This is a genomic window from Polaromonas sp. P1_F1 (assembly GCF_056405795.1).
The window spans coordinates 46656-67447 of sequence record NZ_JBFUBJ010000006.1 but is presented as its reverse complement, the minus strand read 5'-3'; the positions used below and the strand labels follow the sequence as shown (position 1 = coordinate 67447).

The 20792-nt window shown below is 61.0% G+C and carries 19 protein-coding genes and 1 tRNA gene; 12 read left to right on the top strand and 8 right to left on the bottom strand.

Going from position 1 to position 20792, the window contains the following annotated elements:
- Positions 1–218 precede the first annotated feature (218 nt).
- From AC1DZE_RS16495 to AC1DZE_RS16455, 9 genes are all read left to right on the top strand, one after another.
- The gene (locus AC1DZE_RS16495) at positions 219–1010 is read left to right on the top strand and encodes a sulfite exporter TauE/SafE family protein (RefSeq protein ID WP_477667269.1); all 792 of its coding nucleotides are present in this window, start codon (positions 219–221) and stop codon (positions 1008–1010) included.
- Positions 1011–1054: 44 nt separating this feature from the next.
- A complete protein-coding gene (locus AC1DZE_RS16490; RefSeq protein ID WP_477700309.1) occupies positions 1055–2866 on the top strand; it encodes a nitrite/sulfite reductase in 1812 nt (603 codons plus the stop codon).
- Between the two features lie 11 nt (positions 2867–2877).
- The gene (locus AC1DZE_RS16485) at positions 2878–3273 is read left to right on the top strand and encodes a DUF934 domain-containing protein (RefSeq protein WP_477670833.1); all 396 of its coding nucleotides are present in this window, start codon (positions 2878–2880) and stop codon (positions 3271–3273) included.
- 5 nt (positions 3274–3278) lie between these two features.
- Entirely contained in the window at positions 3279–3899 is a 621-nt protein-coding gene (locus tag AC1DZE_RS16480) for a phosphoadenosine phosphosulfate reductase domain-containing protein (RefSeq protein WP_477670834.1), read from the top strand.
- 7 nt (positions 3900–3906) lie between these two features.
- Positions 3907–4863 (top strand): sulfate adenylyltransferase subunit CysD, encoded by a 957-nt coding sequence (gene cysD, locus AC1DZE_RS16475; RefSeq protein ID WP_477651623.1) that lies wholly within the window; start codon positions 3907–3909, stop codon positions 4861–4863.
- A 114-nt stretch (positions 4864–4977) separates the two neighbouring features.
- A complete protein-coding gene (locus AC1DZE_RS16470; RefSeq protein WP_477700308.1) occupies positions 4978–6303 on the top strand; it encodes a sulfate adenylyltransferase subunit 1 in 1326 nt (441 codons plus the stop codon).
- Between the two features lie 90 nt (positions 6304–6393).
- Complete coding sequence (gene fdxA, locus AC1DZE_RS16465) at positions 6394–6723, top strand: ferredoxin FdxA (RefSeq protein ID WP_457278594.1); 330 nt, start codon at positions 6394–6396, stop codon at positions 6721–6723.
- 98 nt (positions 6724–6821) lie between these two features.
- Complete coding sequence (locus tag AC1DZE_RS16460; RefSeq protein ID WP_477670836.1) at positions 6822–7925, top strand: NAD(P)/FAD-dependent oxidoreductase; 1104 nt, start codon at positions 6822–6824, stop codon at positions 7923–7925.
- Between the two features lie 287 nt (positions 7926–8212).
- Positions 8213–9511: a purine-cytosine permease family protein gene (locus AC1DZE_RS16455; protein WP_477670837.1), complete on the top strand. Its 1299-nt coding sequence runs from the start codon at positions 8213–8215 to the stop codon at positions 9509–9511.
- Here the strand turns inward: AC1DZE_RS16455 and thiD are convergent.
- The 3 genes from thiD to AC1DZE_RS16440 all read right to left on the bottom strand — a co-directional run bounded on the left by thiD (position 9495) and on the right by AC1DZE_RS16440 (position 11170).
- The gene (gene thiD, locus AC1DZE_RS16450) at positions 9495–10340 is read right to left on the bottom strand and encodes a bifunctional hydroxymethylpyrimidine kinase/phosphomethylpyrimidine kinase (protein WP_477673925.1); all 846 of its coding nucleotides are present in this window, start codon (positions 10338–10340) and stop codon (positions 9495–9497) included. The genes AC1DZE_RS16455 and thiD overlap by 17 nt on opposite strands.
- Positions 10341–10403: 63 nt before the next feature.
- On the bottom strand, positions 10404–10862 hold the full coding sequence (locus AC1DZE_RS16445) for a DUF4124 domain-containing protein (protein WP_477670839.1): 459 nt from the start codon (positions 10860–10862) through the stop codon (positions 10404–10406).
- 232 nt (positions 10863–11094) lie between these two features.
- A tRNA-Asn gene (locus tag AC1DZE_RS16440) sits at positions 11095–11170 on the bottom strand.
- Positions 11171–11468: 298 nt separating this feature from the next.
- On the opposite strand from AC1DZE_RS16440, the gene aat reads away from it, so the two are divergent.
- The 3 genes from aat to AC1DZE_RS16425 all read left to right on the top strand — a co-directional run bounded on the left by aat (position 11469) and on the right by AC1DZE_RS16425 (position 13876).
- Positions 11469–12245 carry a leucyl/phenylalanyl-tRNA--protein transferase gene (gene aat, locus AC1DZE_RS16435; RefSeq protein WP_477673923.1) on the top strand — a complete coding sequence of 259 codons (777 nt, stop codon included), beginning with the start codon at positions 11469–11471 and terminating at the stop codon, positions 12243–12245.
- Complete coding sequence (locus AC1DZE_RS16430) at positions 12242–13021, top strand: arginyltransferase (RefSeq protein WP_477670841.1); 780 nt, start codon at positions 12242–12244, stop codon at positions 13019–13021. The genes aat and AC1DZE_RS16430 overlap by 4 nt, the downstream gene beginning before the upstream one ends.
- Positions 13022–13096: 75 nt before the next feature.
- The gene (locus AC1DZE_RS16425) at positions 13097–13876 is read left to right on the top strand and encodes an IclR family transcriptional regulator (RefSeq protein ID WP_477670842.1); all 780 of its coding nucleotides are present in this window, start codon (positions 13097–13099) and stop codon (positions 13874–13876) included.
- Positions 13877–13950: 74 nt separating this feature from the next.
- On the opposite strand, the gene pbpG is transcribed toward AC1DZE_RS16425, so the two are convergent.
- The 5 genes from pbpG to ilvC form a co-directional block, all read right to left on the bottom strand.
- Positions 13951–15015 carry a D-alanyl-D-alanine endopeptidase gene (gene pbpG / locus AC1DZE_RS16420; protein ID WP_477670843.1) on the bottom strand — a complete coding sequence of 355 codons (1065 nt, stop codon included), beginning with the start codon at positions 15013–15015 and terminating at the stop codon, positions 13951–13953.
- Positions 15016–15219: 204 nt separating this feature from the next.
- Positions 15220–16758 carry a 2-isopropylmalate synthase gene (locus tag AC1DZE_RS16415; protein ID WP_457278603.1) on the bottom strand — a complete coding sequence of 513 codons (1539 nt, stop codon included), beginning with the start codon at positions 16756–16758 and terminating at the stop codon, positions 15220–15222.
- A gap of 52 nt (positions 16759–16810) precedes the next feature.
- The gene (leuA, locus tag AC1DZE_RS16410) at positions 16811–18505 is read right to left on the bottom strand and encodes a 2-isopropylmalate synthase (protein WP_477700377.1); all 1695 of its coding nucleotides are present in this window, start codon (positions 18503–18505) and stop codon (positions 16811–16813) included.
- A gap of 174 nt (positions 18506–18679) precedes the next feature.
- The gene (gene pssA / locus AC1DZE_RS16405; protein WP_457278605.1) at positions 18680–19492 is read right to left on the bottom strand and encodes a CDP-diacylglycerol--serine O-phosphatidyltransferase; all 813 of its coding nucleotides are present in this window, start codon (positions 19490–19492) and stop codon (positions 18680–18682) included.
- A gap of 243 nt (positions 19493–19735) precedes the next feature.
- Positions 19736–20752 (bottom strand): ketol-acid reductoisomerase, encoded by a 1017-nt coding sequence (ilvC, locus tag AC1DZE_RS16400; protein WP_477670845.1) that lies wholly within the window; start codon positions 20750–20752, stop codon positions 19736–19738.
- Positions 20753–20792 lie beyond the last annotated feature (40 nt).

The following is a 20792-nucleotide window of genomic DNA, read 5'->3' as shown; positions in this document are numbered from 1 at the left end:
AGCCCAAAACAGGGCGGCTCATCCGAAAGAGCAGGGACTGTACCAGCGCTTTGTGACGGGTCGGTTGGTGAATGGTCAGCCTCAACGCAAGCCTTATGCCGCTGGCACGAAAAAACCGCCCGAAACCCGCATATTTATTGGCGAATAAGCTTATCTGCATAACGGCAGAACAAATGTGTAGTTTGTTTTTATAAGTCGGGCACTTACATTTTCCCGCTATGCATGAATTTGCCTTTGTATTTGCTGGTTTTGCCGTCGGCCTGGTTGTGGGTTTGACAGGGGTGGGCGGCGGCTCGCTGATGACGCCGCTGCTGATCTTCTTTTTCGGCATCAAACCGCACCTTGCCATCGGCACCGACCTGCTGTTTGCGGCCTTTACCAAGATGGGCGGGACCGTCAGCCTGGCCCGCGCCCGGGTGGTGGACTGGAAAATCGTCGGGCAAACAGCAGCCGGCAGCATTCCGGCGGCCCTGGCCACCCTTTATATGTTGCAGCGCATGGGCCCGGCCAACCCGGCTACGCAAGCCATCATGACCACCACCCTCGGCCTGGCGTTACTGCTGACGGCTGGCGCCACGGCCTACAAGGTGCTGCGCGGCAAGGCCGCCCCTACCACCATCGCGCCCGAACTCATAGGCCAGGCCACGCGTGCGCGCCACTGGTCGCTGCCGCTGCTGTTTGGCGCGGTCATCGGCACGCTGGTCACTTTGACGTCAGTCGGCGCGGGTGCCATCGGCGTGATCGTGCTGATGCTGCTCTACCCCACCCTGCCGCTGCCGCGCATCGTGGCGGCCGACATTGCCCACGCCGTGCCCCTGACGCTGGTGGCGGGCCTGGGTCATGCCTCCATCGGTTCGGTCGACTGGCCGCTGCTCATCAAGCTGCTCGCCGGCTCGCTGCCCGGCATCTGGCTGGGTTCGCACCTGGTGCACAAAACGCCTGACCGCGTGATCCGTTCGCTTTTGTCCGTGCTGCTGGCCTATGCCGGCGTGAAGCTGATTTCGATCTGACCCTCTCCTTATAAAAATCCCACGACGTTTGGATCCCGACAGCCATGTACCAATACACAGAATTTGACCGCGAGTTTGTCAAGGCCCGCGCCAACCAGTACCGTGACCAGCTGACCCGCTGGCAGGCAGGCCAGTTGCCTGAAGACGAATTTCGCCCGCTGCGCCTGCAAAACGGCTGGTATGTACAGCGCTATGCGCCCATGCTGCGCGTGGCCGTGCCTTATGGCGAGCTGTCGAGCGCGCAGATGCGCGTGCTGGCCAAAATCGCCCGCGAATACGACCAGCCCAACGCCGCGCTGTTCAATGAAGCCCAAGCCAAGCAGGACAAGCTCGGCCCCGTCAATCTGAAAAACGGCCTGTCGGTCAGCTCCAAGCTGACCACCGGCTACGCCCACTTCACGACGCGCCAGAACGTGCAATACAACTGGATTCCGCTCGACAAGTCGGCCGAGGTGATGGACCTGCTGGCCAGCGTCGCCATGCACGGCATCCAGACCAGCGGTAATTGCATCCGCAACATCACCAGCGACGAACGCGCCGGCATCGCCGTTGACGAGATCGCCGACCCGCGTCCCTTCGGCGAAATCCTGCGCCAGTGGAGCACGCTGCACCCCGAGTTCGCCTTCCTGCCGCGCAAGTTCAAGATCGCGATCAGCGGCGCCCGCGAAGACCGCGCCGCCACGGCCTGGCACGATGTCGGCCTCCATTTGATCCGCAATGCCGAAGGCGAACTGGGCTTCAAGGTGCTGGTGGGTGGCGGTATGGGCCGCACGCCGGTGATCGGCACCGTGATCCGCGAGTTCCTGCCCTGGAACCAGATCATGAATTACCTGGAAGCCGTGGTACGTGTGTACAACCGCTATGGCCGCCGCGACAACATCTACAAGGCCCGTATCAAGATTCTGGTGAAGGCCGAAGGCCAGCGCTACATCGACGACGTCGAGGCCGAATACAAGCAGATTCTGGAACACGACGGCGCGCCGCACACCATCACGCAGGAAGAACTCGACCGGGTGACAGCCTGCTTTGTGCCGCCCGCGCTCAATTGCGACCGCAAGAGCGCCGATACAAAAATTGCCAACATCCTGCGCGCCGCCGCCGAAGACGACGTGGAGTTCGGCCGCTGGCTGCAGCGCAATGTGGCCCCGCACCAGAACCCCGACCTGCGCGCCGTGACGCTGTCGTTCAAGCGCCTGGGCCAGGCGCCCGGCGACGCGACGGCCGACCAGTTGGACATCGCGGCTGACCTGGCCGACCAGTTCAGCGCCGGTGAAGTGCGTGTGACGCACGACCAGAACCTGCTGCTGCCCTGGGTTCGCTGCGACGAGCTGCCCGAGCTCTGGCGTGCCGCCCGCAAGGCCGGTTTTGCCAAGCCCAACATCCACCTGCTGACCGACATGATCGCCTGCCCCGGTGGCGACTTCTGCTCGCTGGCCAATGCGCGCTCCATCCCGATCGCCGAAGCCATCACCGAGCGCTACCAGGACATGGACGAGCTGCACGACCTGGGCGAGATTGACCTGCACATCAGCGGCTGCATCAACTCCTGCGGCCATCATCACAGCGGCCACATCGGCATCCTGGGTGTGGACAAGGATGGCCTGGAGTGGTACCAGGTCTCGCTGGGCGGCTCCGATGGTTCCACGCTGAGCGGTGCCTCGGTGTCCGGCAAGGTGGTCGGCCCTTCGTTTACCGGCGCCGAAGTGCCCGAAGTCATTGAAGCGGTGCTGGACACCTATCGCCAGCTGCGCGAGGACGGCGAAACGTTCATTGCGACTTTCCGTCGCGTCGGCATTGAACCGTACAAGGCCGCCGCCAAGGCTGCGCGCTTTGCCCCCAACACCGTCGCGCACTGAAAGGACTGACCATGAAATTACTGCCTTTCAGCGAACAAAGCGGCGCGGAACAGCCTGGTACCCTGGTCCTTGCGAACGACGCCGATCCCTTCGAGGTCTCACTCGACGGCATCTCTCGCATTGACCTGAACTTCCCGAAGTTCACCGACGGCCGCGCCTACAGCCAGGCCTTCCTGCTGCGCCGCCGCCGCGAATTCAAGGGTGAAATCCGCGCCACCGGCGACGTACTGGTGGACCAGCTGGCGCAGATGGAGCGCAGCGGTTTTGACACCGCCGTGCTGCGCGCCGACCAGGACATGGCCGTGGCCCAGCGCGTGCTGGCGTCCTACCCCGGTTACAGCGCAGGCAAATACCAGGGCGACGCGGTGGACGTGCAACCCCACTTCAAGGAGGCGGCTTGCGCCTGAACACCATGAGCCTCGACCTTGCAAAGATCAACGCAGAACTCGGCCACAACGCACAGGGCCTGGTGGGCTGGGCCGTGGGACTGGGCCGGCCCGCCATCGTCACCACCAATTTCCGTCCCTTCGAGGCGGTGATACTGCACATGGTGACGCGCGCCAATTCCCGCGTTCCCGTGGTCTGGATGGACAACGGCTACAACACCGAGGCCACCTACCGCTTTGCCGACGAAGTGACCAGGCTGCTCAAGCTGGACCTGCATATTTACCTGCCGCGCCGCTCCCGTGCACACCGCGAGGCGGTGGAGGGTCCGACCCCGGCGCTGGACGATCCACGCCATGCGGCCTTCACTGAGGAGGTGAAACTCGAGCCCTTTGCCCGCGCCCTGCGTGAAACCGCGCCCCAGGTCTGGTTCACGGCCTTGCGCGCCACCGACACCGCGGTACGCGCCCAGATGGATCCGGTCAGCGTCAACCCCGACGGCCTGATCAAGGTCGCGCCGCTCCTGCACTGGTCGTCCAAGGACCTTTACCAGTACTGTGAGATCAACGGCCTGCCCAACAACTTTGACTATGTGGACCCCACCAAGGGCGAAGACAACCGCGAATGCGGCCTGCACCTTGCGCACTGACTGACCTATGAACGCCCGCACCCCATCCCACCTGCTGCCAGCCGACCCGGCGACCTCCATCGCGCGGCTGTCCAACTCCCACCTCGACGCGCTGGAAGAAGAAACCATCTTCATCCTGCGTGAAGTCGCCGCCGCCTTTGAGCGCCCGGCCCTGCTGTTTTCGGGCGGCAAGGATTCGTTGGTGATGCTCAAGTGCGCCGAGAAAGCGTTCGGCGTGGGTCGCATTCCCTACCCGCTTCTGATGATCGACACCGGTCACAACTTCCATGAAGTGACCGACTTTCGCGACCTGCGCGCAAAAGAGCTGGGCGCCGAACTGATCGTGCGCAATGTCGAAGACTCGATGAAACGCGGCACCGTGCGGCTGGCACACCCGGGCGAATCGCGCAATGTGCACCAGTCGGTCACGCTGCTGGAGGCGATTGACGAATTCCGCTTTGACGCGCTGATTGGCGGCGCGCGCCGCGACGAGGAAAAAGCGCGCGCCAAAGAGCGCATCTTTTCGCACCGCGACAGCTTCGGCCAGTGGCAGCCCAAAGCCCAGCGCCCCGAACTCTGGACGCTGTTCAACACGCGTCTGCAGCCTGGCGAGCACTTTCGCGTTTTCCCGATCTCCAACTGGACCGAACTCGACGTGTGGCAGTACATCGAGCGCGAAAAGATTGCCCTGCCATCGCTCTACTACGCGCACCAGCGCAAGGTGGTTGAGCGCAAGGGCCTGCTGGTGCCGGTGACGGAGCTCACGCCCGCGCGCGACGGCGAACAGGTGGTGGAAAAGACCGTGCGTTTTCGCACCGTCGGCGACATCACCTGCACCTGCCCGGTGGACAGCCCCGCGGCCACGGCCGCCGAGATCGTGATTGAAACGCTGGCCGCCGACGTGAGCGAGCGCGGCGCCACGCGCATGGACGACAAGACCTCCGACGCCTCCATGGAAAAGCGCAAGAAAGACGGGTATTTTTAGTTCTCCCCCGGGCAGGCTTCGCCTGCTCCCCCCAGGGGGCGGCGCCTGCGGACCGGCACAGCCGGACCCGCAGCCCCCACTGATAAAGACCTTGCCACCATTTTTGAGACTGAGATGACTACAAGTACCCACACTACTGATTTGATAGCTGGTGGCGCACAGCCAGAAATGGTTGCAGGCCAAAACGACCTGAAACCTGCGTTGAAGTTCATCACCTGCGGTTCGGTCGACGACGGCAAAAGCACCCTGATCGGCCGCCTGCTGGTGGACAGCAAGGCCGTGCTGCAGGACCATCTGGCCGGCGTGCAGCGCCAGGGTGAAACCGACCTGGCATTGCTGACGGACGGCCTTTCAGCCGAGCGCGAACAGGGCATCACCATTGACGTGGCCTACCGCTATTTCGCCACTGAAAGCCGCAAATTCATCATTGGCGATGCCCCAGGGCATGAGCAATACACCCGCAACATGGTGACGGCCGCCTCCAGTGCCGACGCCGCCGTCGTGCTGGTGGATGCGACCAAGCTCGACTGGAAAAACCCTGCGCTGGAGCTGCTGCAGCAAACCCGCCGCCATTCGCTGCTGGTCAACCTGCTGCGTGTGCCGTCCATCGTGTTCGCCGTGAACAAGCTCGACGCCGTGAAAGACCCGACGCTGGCTTTCAGGAACATTGAAGCAGCGCTGGCAGCATTCGCCCGGGCCGGGAAAATCCCGGTGAAAGCGACTGTGCCCGTGTCCGCCCTCAAAGGCTTTAACGTGGTGGATGCCCAACCCGGCTGGTGCGGTTATGAAGGCTTGTCGCTGCTGCAGTTGCTGGAACACCTGCCCGTTACGCCCGCCGAGACCACCGAAGCCTTTGCCTTCCCGGTGCAATGGGTTGAAAAGTTTTCATCTTCATCCGATACCTCTCAAGGACGGCGCGTCTTCTGGGGCCGCGTTGCCTCGGGCGGCGTACAGCCGGGCCAGAGCGTGACCATACTCCCCAGCGGCAAGACGGCCGTGGTGGCGCAGGTGCTGGACCATGCCCGCCAGCCCAAGGCCATCCTGGCCGGCCACAGTGCAGGCATCGTGCTGGACCGGGAAGTCGATGTGTCGCGCGGCGACTGGCTGCTGGCCACTGATACCTTTGAGCCCTCGCGGGAGATCTCGGCCACCGTGGCCTGGATGGACGATGAGCCGCTGGTCGCCGGACGCGTCTACTGGGCGCTGCATGGCCACCGCTGGGTCAAGGCCAAGGTCAAACGCATCGTTCACAAGCTCGACGTCAACACCCTCGCCGAGGAAGACGCCAGCGAGCTTCCGCCCAATGCCATCGGCCACATCGAGCTGAGCCTGCAGGAGCCGCTGGCCACCCTGCCCTATGCCCGGTCGCGCATGCTGGGCTCGCTGGTCCTGGTGGACACCGCCTCGAACAAGACTTCAGGTGCCGTGCTGATCCTTTGACCAGGATCAAGCCCCGCGCCCTCAACGACTTAACCCTGCTCACGGAATCCTCTTAAAATTGAGGGTTTCCACCGATTAGCCCCAAATAACATGACTCACATCGTCTCCGAATCGTGCATCCGCTGCAAATACACCGACTGTGTGGATGTCTGCCCCGTGGATTGCTTCCGGGAAGGCCCCAACATGCTGGTGATCGATCCGGACGAATGCATCGACTGCGCCGTCTGCATCCCCGAGTGCCCGGTCAATGCCATCTACGCCGAGGAAGACGTGCCGGCCGACCAGGTTGCATTCATTCAGCTCAATGTGGAATTGAGCCGCGCTGCAGGCTGGAAAAGCATCACCAAGCGCAAGGATGCCCTGCCCGACGCCGAGGAATGGAAAGACAAGACGGGCAAACTGTCCGAATTGGTCCGCTAAGCCCTACTAAGCCGGTTCATTCGGCTTATCCGGCCTGAAGCCACCGGCACCTCGCCCTCCCCGAGCCGCCACGCGCGTTGCAAAGCGCCCCAGGAACCATGGAACCTCAACTGAACCAAGAAGTGATCAATACCGCAGCGCAGCACGACGGCCCCATCGAAACCGATGCGGTGATTGTGGGCGCCGGGCCCGTAGGCCTGTTTCAGGTGTTTGAGCTCGGCCTGCTTGAGATCAAGGCCCATGTGATCGACTCGCTGGCCTACCCGGGCGGCCAGTGCATTGAGCTTTACCCCGACAAGCCGATTTACGACATTCCGGCCGTGCCCGTGTGCACCGGCAAGGAGCTGACCGACAACCTGCTCAAGCAGATCGAACCCTTTGGCGCGACCTTTCATTTCGGCCAGGAAGTCAGCGTGGTTGAAAAGCAGCAGGACGGCCGCTTCTTTGTCGAAACGTCAAAAGGCACGCGCTTCCTGACCAAAACCATTTTCATCGCAGCCGGTGTGGGTGCCTTCCAGCCCAAGCTGCTGCGCGTGGACGGCCTGGAGAAATTTGACGAAAGCCAGCTGTTTTACCGCGTGAAGAGCCCCGCCGACTTTGCCGGCAAGAACCTGGTGATTGTGGGCGGCGGCGATTCCGCGCTTGACTGGACGCTGAACTTTGTCGCCGAGGGCCCGAACAAGGCCGAGAGCGTGATCCTGATCCACCGCCGCGACGGCTTCCAGGCGGCGCCTGCCAGCGTGGCCAAAATGCGCGAGCTTTGCGACGCCTACGAGATGCAGTTCATCGTGGGCCAGATCACCGGCTACGAAGAAAAAGACGGCAAGCTGACCGGCGCCAAGGTCACCGGCTCCGACGGCGTGACGCGTGTCGTCCCGCTGGACGTGCTGCTGGTGTTCTTCGGCCTGTCACCCAAGCTCGGACCGATCGCCAACTGGGGCCTGGACATCGAGCGCAAGCAGCTCAAGGTAGACACCGAGAAGTTTTCCACCAATGTTCCGGGCATTTTTGCAGTCGGCGACATCAACACCTACCCCGGCAAGAAGAAGCTGATCCTCAGCGGCTTCCATGAGTGCGCGCTGGCAGCTTTTGGCGCGGCTCCCTTGATCTTCCCGGACAAGAAGATCCACCTGCAATACACCACGACCAGCCCGAAACTGCACAAGGTGCTGGGCGTTGAATCGCCGGTGTTTGACGACTGAGCCGAACTGGCTCGCTCCACCTGAAAGCCCGCCGCGTGCGGGCTTTTTGTTGCCTGTACGGCTTACGCAATAGGCCCGCCCCGGAATCACCCTACAATTTGGCTGGCGTCTGCATAGGCGCTTTCGCTGGGGGTGTTGCTGCAATTCGTCGCGCGAATTGCGGTGGCTGAGAAAGTCCCTTTGAACCTGATTTGAGGTAATCCTCGCGCAGGGAAGCATGTTCCGGATGCCCGCTGTTCTTTCGGGCTTCAAGCAGGCCGACCTGGCATCGATGATCGGAACTGCTGATGACCACGACTTCTACTTCTGCCGCCGCCGGCAACACCGCGCTTGCGCCATTGCCCTCCAGTGACCGCCTGTTCGGCTGGAGCGACCATGCTGCGCTCTGGCTCAGCCTCGGGGTGGGCCTGCTGGTCATGCAGATCGGCGCCTACCTGGTGCCGGCCGTTGGCACCCAGACAGCCTTGCTGGTGATCGTTTGCGGCTCGGTACTTGGCGCCGGCTTGCTGGCCTGGACGGCCAGGATCGGCTGCGACAGCGGGCTTTCCAGCGCCGGGCTGATGCATGCCACCTATGGCAGCAGCTTTGCGCGCCTGCCGGTGCTGCTCAACATCGTGCAGCTCATCGGCTGGACCACGTTTGAGCTTGTGGTGATGCGCGACGGCACCATGGCCATTGCGCGCCAGTCGGGCGGCTTTACCGGAGCCTTGTGGCCCCTTCTCGCTACCCTGCTGTGGGGTGCGGTGCTGCTGACGCTGCTCTCAGGCTCCATGGTGAAACTGGTGCGCAAATTCATAGGCCGTTATGGCCTGCCGCTGGTCATCGCCTCGCTGCTGTGGTTGAGCTGGCAATTCCTGGCCAAGGCCAATGCCCAAGGACTGAGCGCGCTGTGGATGCGGCCCGGCGAAGGCGGCATGAGCACGCTGTCCGCACTCGACCTGGTGATCGCAATGCCGGTGTCGTGGTTACCCCTCGTGGCCGATTTCGCGCGCCATGGACGCGATGGCAAAGCCGCGCTGCGCGGCACCTGGATGGGCTATGCCGTCGCCAATATCTGGTGCTATGCGCTGGGCGTGCTCGTCGCTATCACGGCGCCCAGTACCGACCTGGTCGCCGCGCTGCTGCTGGCGCAAGGCGGCCTGATCGCGCTGGGGCTGATCCTGATCGATGAGGTCGACAACGCGTATGGCGATCTCTATTCGGGCTCGGTGGCCGGCCACAGCCTGAAACCGGCCTGGAGCGTGCGGCGCTGGGGCGTGGGGCTGGCCCTGCTGTGCACTGCGCTGGCGCTGGTGCTGCCCATGCACAGCCTGGAGCCTTTTTTGTTGATGCTCAGTTCGGTCTTTGTGCCCTTGTACGGCGTGATTCTGGCGCGGCTGGCCGGCACGTCCGATATCGCTTCGCTGGTGGCCGAACGCAAGGTGAATCCCAGCGCCGTCGCGATCTGGGTGCTGGGCATTGCGTGTTATCACCTGTGCGCGAAATTTGCGCCCGAGTGGGGTGCAGCGCTACCAACGCTGGTGCTGACTTTTGCATTGGCACGCCTCACCCGCAGCGGCCGCTCCGGTATTACCGCAGCGGCTTGAGCCGCATCGCGATGGGCGCGTGGCCGTGGTTCAGCGGCCCGCCACCGGCACCTGTACGCACCCGCGCACCGGCCTCCAGCGCTGCGCGCACATAGGCACGTGCGAGCTGCACGGCCTCCAGCAGAGGGTGCCCCAACGCCAGGTGCGCGGCAATCGCAGACGACAACGTGCAACCGGTGCCGTGGGTGTTGGGGCTGGGAATGCGCGGCCCGCGCATCCAGTGCAGTTCGCCATTTTGCGTGACCAGTAAATCGCTGACCACGTCGCCGGGCAAATGCCCGCCCTTGAGCAGCACGGCGCGGGCGCCCTGCGTCAGCAACTCCTGTGCGGCGGCCTGCATGGCCTGCTCATCGCCCAGAGGGCGGCCGACCAACAGCGAAGCTTCGTCGAGATTTGGGGTGACCACCATGGCACGTGGGAAGAGCTCCCGCACCAGCACCGCAATGGCCGGGTTGTCGATCAGCACCGCGCCGCTGGTGGCGACCATGACCGGATCCAGCACCACGTTCTGCAGCGCATGCCGGTCAATTGCCTCCGCCACGGTCCGCACGATGTCGGGCGCGTGCAGCATGCCTATCTTCACCGCATGCGTGCCTATGTCTTCGATCACGGCATCGATCTGGTCGCGCAGCATCTGCGGCGGCACGCCGTGGATGGCGCGAACGCCGCGCGTGTTCTGGGCCGTCAGCGCTGTGATGGCGGTCATGCCGTAGCAGCCCAGCGCGGCGAAAGTCTTGAGATCGGCCTGGATGCCGGCGCCGCCGCCGCTGTCGGACCCTGCAATGCTCAGCACTCGGGGGTATTCGTGGTCAAAAGCAGTTGCAGTCATGAGTGCAGTCATTCGTTTTCCGTAGCCCTCAGGTACACCCTGCAAATTCAAGCAGAGGTGCCACTAGCGGCAAAATGCCCGGACATCATTTTGGGCAACGTCACGATCATATTTGTCCGTGGGTTGCCCATTGCGGTGCCTTACAGCGCCGCTAAGAACGTCCCGGGCCAGAGCACATCGTGACGCATCGGTGCCATCTTCTTTTCCCCCCGAGAGCGATTTGGGCGGTTTTGGTGTGGGTGGACTGTCAGCCACCTTCTCCGGCACCAGTCGTGGTTGCGGTTGCCTGGTTTGTCCACGCAAGTATTCGGCTGAAGGTTTGGCGATTGGAGACGGTGCTGGCTGAGGCGGCAGTTTCACTTCATCTGCCCTGGCCGCACCGGCATCGTCCTTTCGCGAAGAATAATGCGTTTGCCCCTTCGCATCTACCCACTTATAGACTTGCGCATGGCTGGCTGGCACGAATAGCAAGAGCACCAGGAGGGTGCCGAATATCCGCAGCTTGATTTCTAGGTTTTGCATGTTTACGGTCTGTGAGGGCGCCATCAACTACTCGTCGCCTTGTGTATTCGAAGGTATTCGAAGATTTTCCTGACGATGGTACTAGGTACCCCGCCTGACGATAGGGCACTTAACGGCAGACCACCAGGATCGAGCTGACGCGGGGAAATGGTATGAGACGTGGCGCCTCATCATGTTTCGCGGCGCCAAGAAAGACAAAAGGCCCGCACTTGCGTGCAGGCCTTGAATTTATTGGCTCCTCAACCTGGGCTCGAACCAGGGACCTACGGATTAACAGTCCGGCGCTCTACCAACTGAGCTATTGAGGAATACAGCCTTAGATTATAGCGTCAATTTTCTGGCTTTTTAAGCCTGCGGAATTCTGTCAATGCCTTGTTCCCGCTGAATGGCAAGCGGCCGGCTCTGCGTGGGCAAAAAGCACAGCGGCGTATTGGCCCTCGGCCCTTGTTTGATGTGCGCAAGCAGCTATCAAATCAATAGCATCTCGATGGATAACTGGTCTCGACAACGCTTTGGCCACGCCGCAGCAGCCTGCTCGGCTACCATTTGCGCATGTCCTTCACGGCCCGCTGTTTTAATGGCTTTATGACTGTCCATTTTTAAGACATGGGTAAACTCCCGCGCCCCGTGCCCTGGCTTGCCGCCGGCGAAAACTTTCCCTCGCTGGATACCGCATGGGGGCCCCATGACCCGGCACCCGGTTTGCTCGCGGCTGGTGCCGCCCTGGATGTGCCGACCTTGGTTCATGCGTATTCGCAGGGAATTTTCCCCTGGTACAGCCTAGGCCAGCCCGTGCTCTGGTGGAGCCCTGACCCTCGCATGGTGCTGCAGACCCGGCACTTCAAGCTGCACCGGTCGCTGCGCAAAACGGTAGTTCGTTTTCAGGAACAGCATCGCTGCGAAATCAGATTCGACAGCGCCTTTGAGCGCGTCATCGACGCCTGCGCCAGCAAGCCCCGTTCCGGCCAACCCGGTACCTGGATAGTCCCTGACATGGTGCAGGCCTATAGCGCCCTTCACAAGGCAGGCCATGCGCACAGCGTGGAGACCTGGATCGACGGCGCGCTGGCAGGCGGCTTGTATTGTGTGAATCTGGGCCGCATGGTGTTTGGCGAATCGATGTTTGCACACCAGACCGATGCATCCAAAATCGCACTGGCGGCACTGGTGGCTTTTTGCCGTGAACAGCACATCACCATGATTGATTGCCAGCAAAATACCCATCACCTGGCGTCCCTGGGCGCGGGAGAAATCAGCCGGGCGGAATTTGTTGCCCACCTCGGACAAAGCGTGGGTAAAACGGGGCCCGACTGGCACTTTGAACCCGTATACTGGAATCAGATATTGACGACGGGAACGAAGGGAACCCTGGACCTACCGTGACACATCTCAAAGACCTGCCCCTGCAAACCTTGCAGTTCTACGCAACGGCGCCCTACCCGTGCAGTTATCTGCCGGGCAAGCAGGCCCGCTCGCAGGTTGCCACACCCAGCCACCTCATCCACAACGACGCCTATTCGGACCTTGTGACCAACGGCTTCCGGCGCAGCGGCATGTTTACCTACCGCCCCTACTGTGATGGGTGCCAGGCCTGCGTCCCGCTACGGGTGCCTGTTGGCAGCTTCAGCCCCAACAACAGCCAGCGCCGCGCCTGGAAGCGGCACCAGACGCTACAGGCCCGCATCCTCAAGCTTTGCTTCATGCCGGAGCATTACCAGCTCTACCTGCGTTACCAGAACGGCCGTCACGCAGGCGGCGGCATGGACCATGACAGCATTGACCAATACACCCAGTTCCTGCTGCAAAGCCGCGTGAATTCACGCCTGGTGGAGTTTCGCGAAAGCCTGCCTGACGGCGAGCCAGGCGCTCTGAAGATGGTGTCCATCCTTGATGTGCTGGAGGACGGCATTTCCGCGGTCTATACGTTTTACGAGCCGGATGGCCGCGCAAGCTACGGCAACTACAGCGTGCTGTGGCAGATCGAGCAGGCCCGGCGCCTCGATTTGCCCTATGTGTACCTGGGCTACTGGATCGCGGAAAGCCCAAAAATGAACTACAAGGCCGGATTCAGGCCCAACGAAGTGCTGGTCGACGGGCAGTGGGTGCTTTCCGCAGAGCCTGCGGCAGAAAATACAGGCAGGCCATCCGACAAGGCATAGGCATCGGCCCCACCAGGCGCATCATCCAGCGCATCAGGATTTCACAGGGTAAAATTTGCAGCAGAAAGCCTGCACATGAAAAAGCCCGATTCAGCCCTTCCCGCGACACCGACCGTTCAGGTCATTGAAAGGATGTTCACGCTGCTCGAAATCCTGGCGAACCGCGAAGAAGCGCTTTCGCTCAAGGAAATCAGCGAGAAGTCGGGGCTCCATCCCTCTACCGCACATCGCATCCTGAACGATCTGGCCACGGGCCGTTTTGTGGATCGCCCCGCAGCGGGCAGCTACCGGCTGGGCATGCGACTGCTGGAGCTGGGCAACCTCGTCAAGGCCCGCCTGGACGTCCGTGACGCTGCGCTGCTGCCCATGCGCGAACTGCACAAGCTCACGCAGCAGCCGGTCAACCTGAGCATGCGCCAGGGCGACGAAATCGTGTACGTGGAGCGCGCCTACAGTGAACGCTCCGGCATGCAGGTGGTGCGGGCCATCGGGGGCCGTGCGCCGCTGCATCTAACGTCTGTGGGCAAACTGTTCCTCGCGTTTGACGACCCGCAGCGCCTGCGCACCTACGCGACACGCACCGGCCTGCCGGGGCAGACACGCAACAGCATCACGCAGCTGCCAATTCTGGAGCGCGAGCTTTCCAAAGCACGCCAATACGGCATCGCGCGCGACAACGAAGAACTGGAGTTGGGAGTGCGCTGCATGGCTGCAGGTATTTACGATGACCAGAACCAGCTGGTAGCGGGCTTGTCGATTTCGGCCCCGGCTGACCGGCTGGACGAACACTGGCTGCCCAAGTTGCAGGCGACTGCGAATGAGATTTCAGCCGCGCTGGGTTACAAACCCAGGTAAAAGAGGCTACAGCCCAATCAGATTGGACGCGAGCAGCTATAAATAAGATAGCAGGTTGCGCACCTCGGGAAGGCTTAGCCGTTCACCTGCTTGATAGAGGTGCTGACATTCACCTTGGGTTCGGCCACCGGATTCGACTCCACCCAGCGGCGTACGCGCTCGGCATCACCCAGACGGCTCAGCTTGCCGGCGGAATCCAGAAACACCATGATCAGTTTGCGGCCCGCGATTTTGGTCTGCATGACCAGGCACTGGCCAGCTTCAGAGATGTAGCCGGTTTTTTGCAGGCCGATATCCCAGTCGGGGTTTTTCACCAGGCGATTTGTATTGTTGTACTGCAGCGTGCGGGTGCCGACTGCAACTTGATAACCCGTCGATGTGGAGAGCTCACGCAACATGGGGTCGCCATGTGCTGCGTTGACCAGCGTCGCCAGATCCTGCGCACTGGACTGGTTGCGGCTTGAAAGGCCGGTGGGCTCCACATAGCTGGTGTCCGTCATGCCCAGCATTTTTGCCTTGGCGTTCATCAGGTTGACAAACGTGCCCATGCCACCGGGATAGGTACGGCCCAGGGCGTGCGCTGCGCGGTTCTCGCTGGACATCAGGGCCAGGTGGAGCAGCTCACCACGCGTGAGCGTGGTGCCGACCTTCAGGCGTGAACTGCTGCCCTTTTCGGTGTCCACGTCGTCTTGCGTGATGGTGATGAGCTCATCCATGGGCAGCTTGGCGCCGCTGACGATGACGCCGGTCATCAATTTGGTGAGGGATGCGATCGGCAACACAGCGTGATCGTTTTTGCTGAACAGCACTTCACGTGTGTCCTGGTCGATCACCAGCGCGACGCTGGACTTCAGTTCAAGGGGATCTTGCGAACCGTGCAAACCGGCAATCTGACCGAAGGATGGTTTGGCCGGAATGGACACGCGGATGATGCTTCTGCGTTTTGTACCTGCAACAAAACGTACGCTCTTGCGTGTGGAAATAACTTTTTGGGAAACCGACGCCTTGGACGAGGCGTGCTGCTTTTTGACAATGGTTTTTTTGGCGGTTGCCGCATTCGCGGCTGGCACTGCAAAGGCGGCGATCAGGGCCATGAATCCAACGATTTTTAATGCGCGATTGAAAATCTGATGAGACATGGTGGTCTTGCCTGCGTGGGATTGCAATGAATGGGATGGCTGGAGTGTATACAAATAGAAAAAGTCACGCAATATCAAAAACTTGCGCGACTTTCCTAAAAACACACTCACTTTGTGACGTTTTTAACGGTCAAAGCCCCATTCGCACCCAGATTCAACGCTAAGTCATTGAATACAAAGGATTTTATTTTCCGAATTGTTACATCATCCCTGTGCCGCCACGCGGTCAGCTTTACTTTGGAGTTTGTTCAACGCGCTCAAATAGGCTTTTGCCGACGCCACCACGATGTCGGGGTCGGCGCCCACGCCATTGACCACCCGCCCGCTGTTTTGCAAACGCACCGTGACTTCTCCCTGGCTTTCTGTTGATCCGCTGATGGCGTTCACAGAGTAAAGCACCATCTCCGCACCGCTTTTGACGTGTGACTCGATGGCTTTGAGGGAGGCATCAACAGGGCCGTTGCCGTCGGATTCGCCTTTGACTTCCTTGCCGGCCACAGTGAACACGACGCTGGCCTGAGGGCGTTCGCCGGTTTCGCTGTGTTGCGACAGGGACACAAAGCCGTACTGTTCGTTGTCATGCGAAGCGCTTTCATCGCTCGCCAACGCCAGGATGTCCTCGTCAAAGATCTCGCTCTTGCGGTCCGCGAGTTCCTTGAACTTGGCGAAGGCGTTGTTGATGTCCGCTTCGCTTTCCATGGCGACACCGAGCTCCAGCAGACGCTGCTTGAACGCATTGCGCCCGCTCAGCTTGCCCAGCACGATCTTGTTGGCGCTCCACCCCACGTCTTCGGCGCGCATGATTTCATAGGTGTCGCGCGCCTTGAGCACACCGTCCTGGTGAATGCCGGAGGCATGCGCAAACGCATTGGCGCCGACCACGGCCTTATTCGGTTGCACCACAAAACCGGTGGTCTGGCTCACCATGCGGCTGGCCGCCAGAATGTGCTGCGTGTCGATTCCAAGTTCGAGGCCGAAGTAGTCCTTGCGGGTTTTGACCGCCATCACCACCTCTTCAAGCGAGCAGTTGCCGGCACGCTCGCCCAGCCCGTTGATGGTGCATTCCACCTGCCGCGCGCCGCCAATCTTCACACCGGCCAGAGAGTTGGCCACGGCCATCCCCAGGTCGTTGTGGCAGTGCACGGACCAGACAGCCTTGTCGCTGTTGGGGATACGCTCGCGCAGGTTCTTGATGAAGTTGCCGTAGAGCTCGGGGATGGCGTAGCCTACCGTGTCGGGCACGTTGATGGTGGTCGCGCCTTCCTTGATCACGGCCTCCAGCACACGGCACAGGAAATCCGGGTCGGAGCGATAACCGTCTTCAGGGCTGAACTCGATATCGCCCATCAGATTTTTGGCAAAACGCACGGAGAGCTTGGCCTGCTCGAACACCTGATCGGGTGTCATGCGCAGTTTCTTTTCCATGTGCAGGGCGCTGGTTGCAAGGAACAGATGCAGACGCCCCGATGCCGCAGGTTTCAAGGCTTCTGCAGCGCGGGAGATATCCCTGTCGTTGGCACGCGCCAGCGAGCAGATGGTGGAGTCCCTCACCACCTCCGCAATAGCCTTCACGCATTCGAAATCGCCATTGGAGCTGGCAGCAAACCCGGCTTCGATCACATCGACCTTCAGGCGCTCCAGCTGGCGGGCAATCCGCAGCTTTTCGTCCTTGGTCATGGAGGCGCCGGGCGATTGCTCGCCGTCGCGCAAGGTAGTGTCAAAAATAATGAGTTTGTCGGTCATGGTGGGATTCCTGATGCGTTGGGCGCTCTGTGTTTTGAGGTATCTGAAGCGGTTAACCCGTAATGGTAGCAACGCCTGCAGGCTGGCTGGCCTTGCTGCGCTGCAGGCCCGAGACTATGGCCTTGAGCGATGCGGAGATGATGTTGCCATCCATACCGACGCCGAACAGCGTCTGGTCGTTGATCCGCAGTTCCAAGTAGGCCACGGCCTGCGCGCTCGCCCCGGCTCCGATGGCATGCTCGTGATAGTCCAGCACGCGAACGGAGTGGCCTGTCGCTGCGGCCAGGCCACCCACGAAAGCATCGATGGGGCCCGTCCCGGTGCCTTCAACGGCGTGATGGCGGCCCGCAAACTCGACCTCGGCTTTAATGTGGAAGGACTCGCCACCGGTCTTTCCGGTTTCTTCAATCACCAGGCGCTGGGGTGCGGCGATGGTCTGCACGCCATATTCCTTTTCAAACAGCGCAAAGATGTCTTTGCCGGTCAACTCCTTGCCGGTCGCATCCATCACCGATTGCACCACCTGGCTGAACTCGATCTGCAATCGGCGCGGGAGCTCGAGGCCGAACTCGCTTTCCAGCAAGTAGGCGATGCCACCCTTGCCGGACTGGCTGTTGACGCGGATCACGGCTTCATAGCTGCGGCCCAGGTCCTTAGGATCGATGGGCAAATAAGGCATGTCCCACACGTCGCCTTCTTTGCGCGCAGCGAAAGCCTTCTTGATGGCGTCCTGGTGCGAGCCGGAGAACGAGGTGTAGACCAGGTCGCCTGCATAAGGATGGCGGGGATGCACGGGCAGCTGGTTGCAATGCTCCACCGTGCGGCGAATTTCGTCGATTTCCGAGAAGTCCAGCCCAGGCGACACGCCTTGCGTGTAGAGATTGAGCGCGATGTTCACCAGGTCCACATTGCCGGTGCGCTCGCCGTTGCCGAAGAGGCAGCCTTCAATGCGGTCGGCGCCAGCCATCAAGGCCAACTCGCCGGCCGCAGTGCCCGTACCGCGGTCATTGTGGGGATGAACCGAGATCACGATGGCGTCGCGCCTGGCCAGGTGGCGGTGCATCCACTCCATCATGTCGGCAAAAATATTCGGCGTGGAATGCTCCACAGTGGACGGCAGGTTGATGATGCATTTTCGCTTGGGCGTCGGCTGCCAGACCTCGGTCACGGCATCAACCACGCGCTTGGAAAACGCGAGCTCAGTGCCCGACCACATCTCGGGTGAGTACTGGAACGTCCATTGCGTTTCAGGCTGTGCCGCTGCCAGTTGCTGGAAGAGCCGCGCATTGTCGGTCGCGAGCTGGACAATCTCGTCCTCATTCATGCCCAGCACCACGCGGCGCATAACCGGGGCGGTGGCGTTGTAGAGGTGGACGATGGCTTTTTTGGCGCCCTTGAGCGATTCGAAAGTGCGACGGATCAGCGGCTCGCGCGCCTGCGTCAACACCTGGATGGTGACGTCGTCGGGAATCAGATTGCCGTCGATGAGCTGGCGGAGAAAGTCGAATTCAACCTGGGACGCGGACGGAAAGCCCACCTCGATTTCCTTGAAGCCGATTTTCACCAGGGTGTGGAACATCCTCAGTTTGCGAGGAATATCCATGGGCTCGATCAACGCCTGGTTGCCATCCCGCAGGTCCACGCTGCACCAGATGGGCGCTTGCGTCAGCACGGCATCGGGCCATGTGCGGTCGGCCAGTCGGACTGGCGCGAAGGATTGGTATTTGCTGGAAGGTGTTTTCAACATGGTCATTTCGTCAACCCCAAAGATTACAAAAAAACCAGCAACCCAAAGAAAAACGGCCCGTTGCTGGTGCAAACGGGCCGTTGAATCAGGTGTACGCGTGCGCTACCGTCTCCGCCCGTTGGCAGATAGCAGTAGTGCTAGCGAAATTTGTTTCATCTGCTCAATGTACCACAATTATTTGTGAAGGCCGCGCTCGTCGGGTTCGTCGGTGGACGTCGAGATCACGCTGGTCTGCTGGCCCTTGGCCTTGCGCCAGCCGTATAGCACATAGCCCGAAAAACCGTACAGCACAAACAGGCCGAACATCACGGTCGGTGGATGAATATTGATAACGGCGATCCCAAGTGCAATCAACACAATGGCGGCGAAAGGCACGCTGCGCTTCATCTGCACGTCCTTGAAGCTGTAGAACGGCACATTTGTGACCATCGTGAGGCCCGCATAGAGCGTGAGGCCGAAGGTCACCCAGCGCACTTCCAGCCCACTGACTCCCGCATCGGTCATCAGCCAGATAAAGCCGGCCACCAATGCCGCCGCGGCGGGCGACGGCAGACCCTGGAAGAAGCGCTTGTCGACCACGGCCGTGTTCACATTGAAGCGAGCCAGGCGCAGCGCAGCGCAGGCGCAATACACAAAAGCGCCTATCCAACCCCACCGCCCCAGGCTGGTCAAGGCCCAGACGTAGGCGATCAACGCCGGTGCGGCGCCGAAAGACACCATGTCCGAGAGCGAATCCATCTGCTCGCCGAAAGCGCTTTGCGTGTTGGTCATCCGGGCGACGCGGCCGTCCAGGCTGTCGAGAATCATGGCGCAAAACACACCAATGGCGGCTTGGTCGAAGCGCCCGTTCATGGCCATGACGATGGCGTAAAAGCCGCCAAACAGGGCGGCCAGCGTGAATAAATTGGGCAATATGTAAATGCCCTTGCGTCGCTTGCGTATCACCACCGCTTCGGTAGGAAACGCCGAATCTTCACCATCATGCATAAAAACACTCCTGAGGCACAACTGGTGCGCGCAAACAGCTATCAAATTCATAGCACCTGTAGATGCCATCCAGAAGCCGGGCCTCCTTGAAGGAATAAGCCGTCGACTCAAGCCGCCAAGGATACCAAGATCGGCCCCGGCAGAAACTTTCACCTCACCCCGCCCAGTCTGCCTTGGTCAGAAAAAAAGCCGCGCAGGACCTTTGCGCGGCTTTTTGCAGGACAAAGCCCTGACGGGCTTCGATCAGTTGCGGGTCTGGTCGACCAACTTGTTTTTTGCGATCCAGGGCATCATGGCGCGCAGCTTTTCGCCCACGATCTCGATCTGGTGCTCGGAATTCAGGCGGCGGCGGCTCAGCAGGGTTGGCGCGCCAGCCTGGTTTTCCAACAGGAAGCTCTTGGCGTATTCACCCGTCTGGATGTCTTTCAGGCACTTGCGCATCGCGTCTTTCGTGGCCGAGGTCACGATGTTCGGGCCTGTCACGTATTCGCCGTACTCAGCGTTGTTCGAGATCGAGTAGTTCATGTTGGCGATGCCGCCTTCATAGATCAGGTCAACGATCAGCTTGAGTTCGTGCAGGCATTCAAAGTACGCCATTTCGGGGGCGTAGCCAGCTTCCACCAGCGTTTCGAAGCCGGCCTTGATCAGCTCGACGGTACCGCCGCACAAAACAGCCTGCTCGCCGAACAGGTCGGTTTCGGTTTCTTCGCGGAAGTTGGTTTCAATGATGCCGGCTTTGCCGCCGCCATTGGCCATGGCATAGGAGAGAGCCAGGTCGCGGGCCTTGCCGGACTTGTCCTGGTGCACAGCAACCAGGTGAGGTACGCCGCCGCCCTGGGCGTAGGTATTGCGCACCGTGTGACCGGGTGCCTTGGGGGCGACCATCCAGACGTCGAGGTCGGCGCGCGGAATCACGGCGCCGTAGTGCACGTTGAAGCCGTGGGCGAAAACCAGGGAAGCGCCCTGCTTGATGTGGGGAGCCACGTCGTTTTTGTAGACCGCGCCGATTTGCTCGTCGGGCAGCAGGATCATGACCACGTCAGCGGCTTTGACCGCGTCCGCGACTTCAGCGACCTTCAGGCCGGCCTTTTCGACCTTGGGCCACGAAGCGCCGCCCTTGCGCAGGCCGACGATCACTTTCACGCCGCTGTCGTTCAGGTTTTGCGCGTGTGCGTGGCCCTGGCTGCCGTAGCCGATGATGGCGACTGTTTTGCCCTTGATCAGGCTCAAATCACAATCTTTGTCGTAAAAAACTTTCATTTTTCTCTCCAGAATAGGTATTGGCGAAAATGCCCTTCGA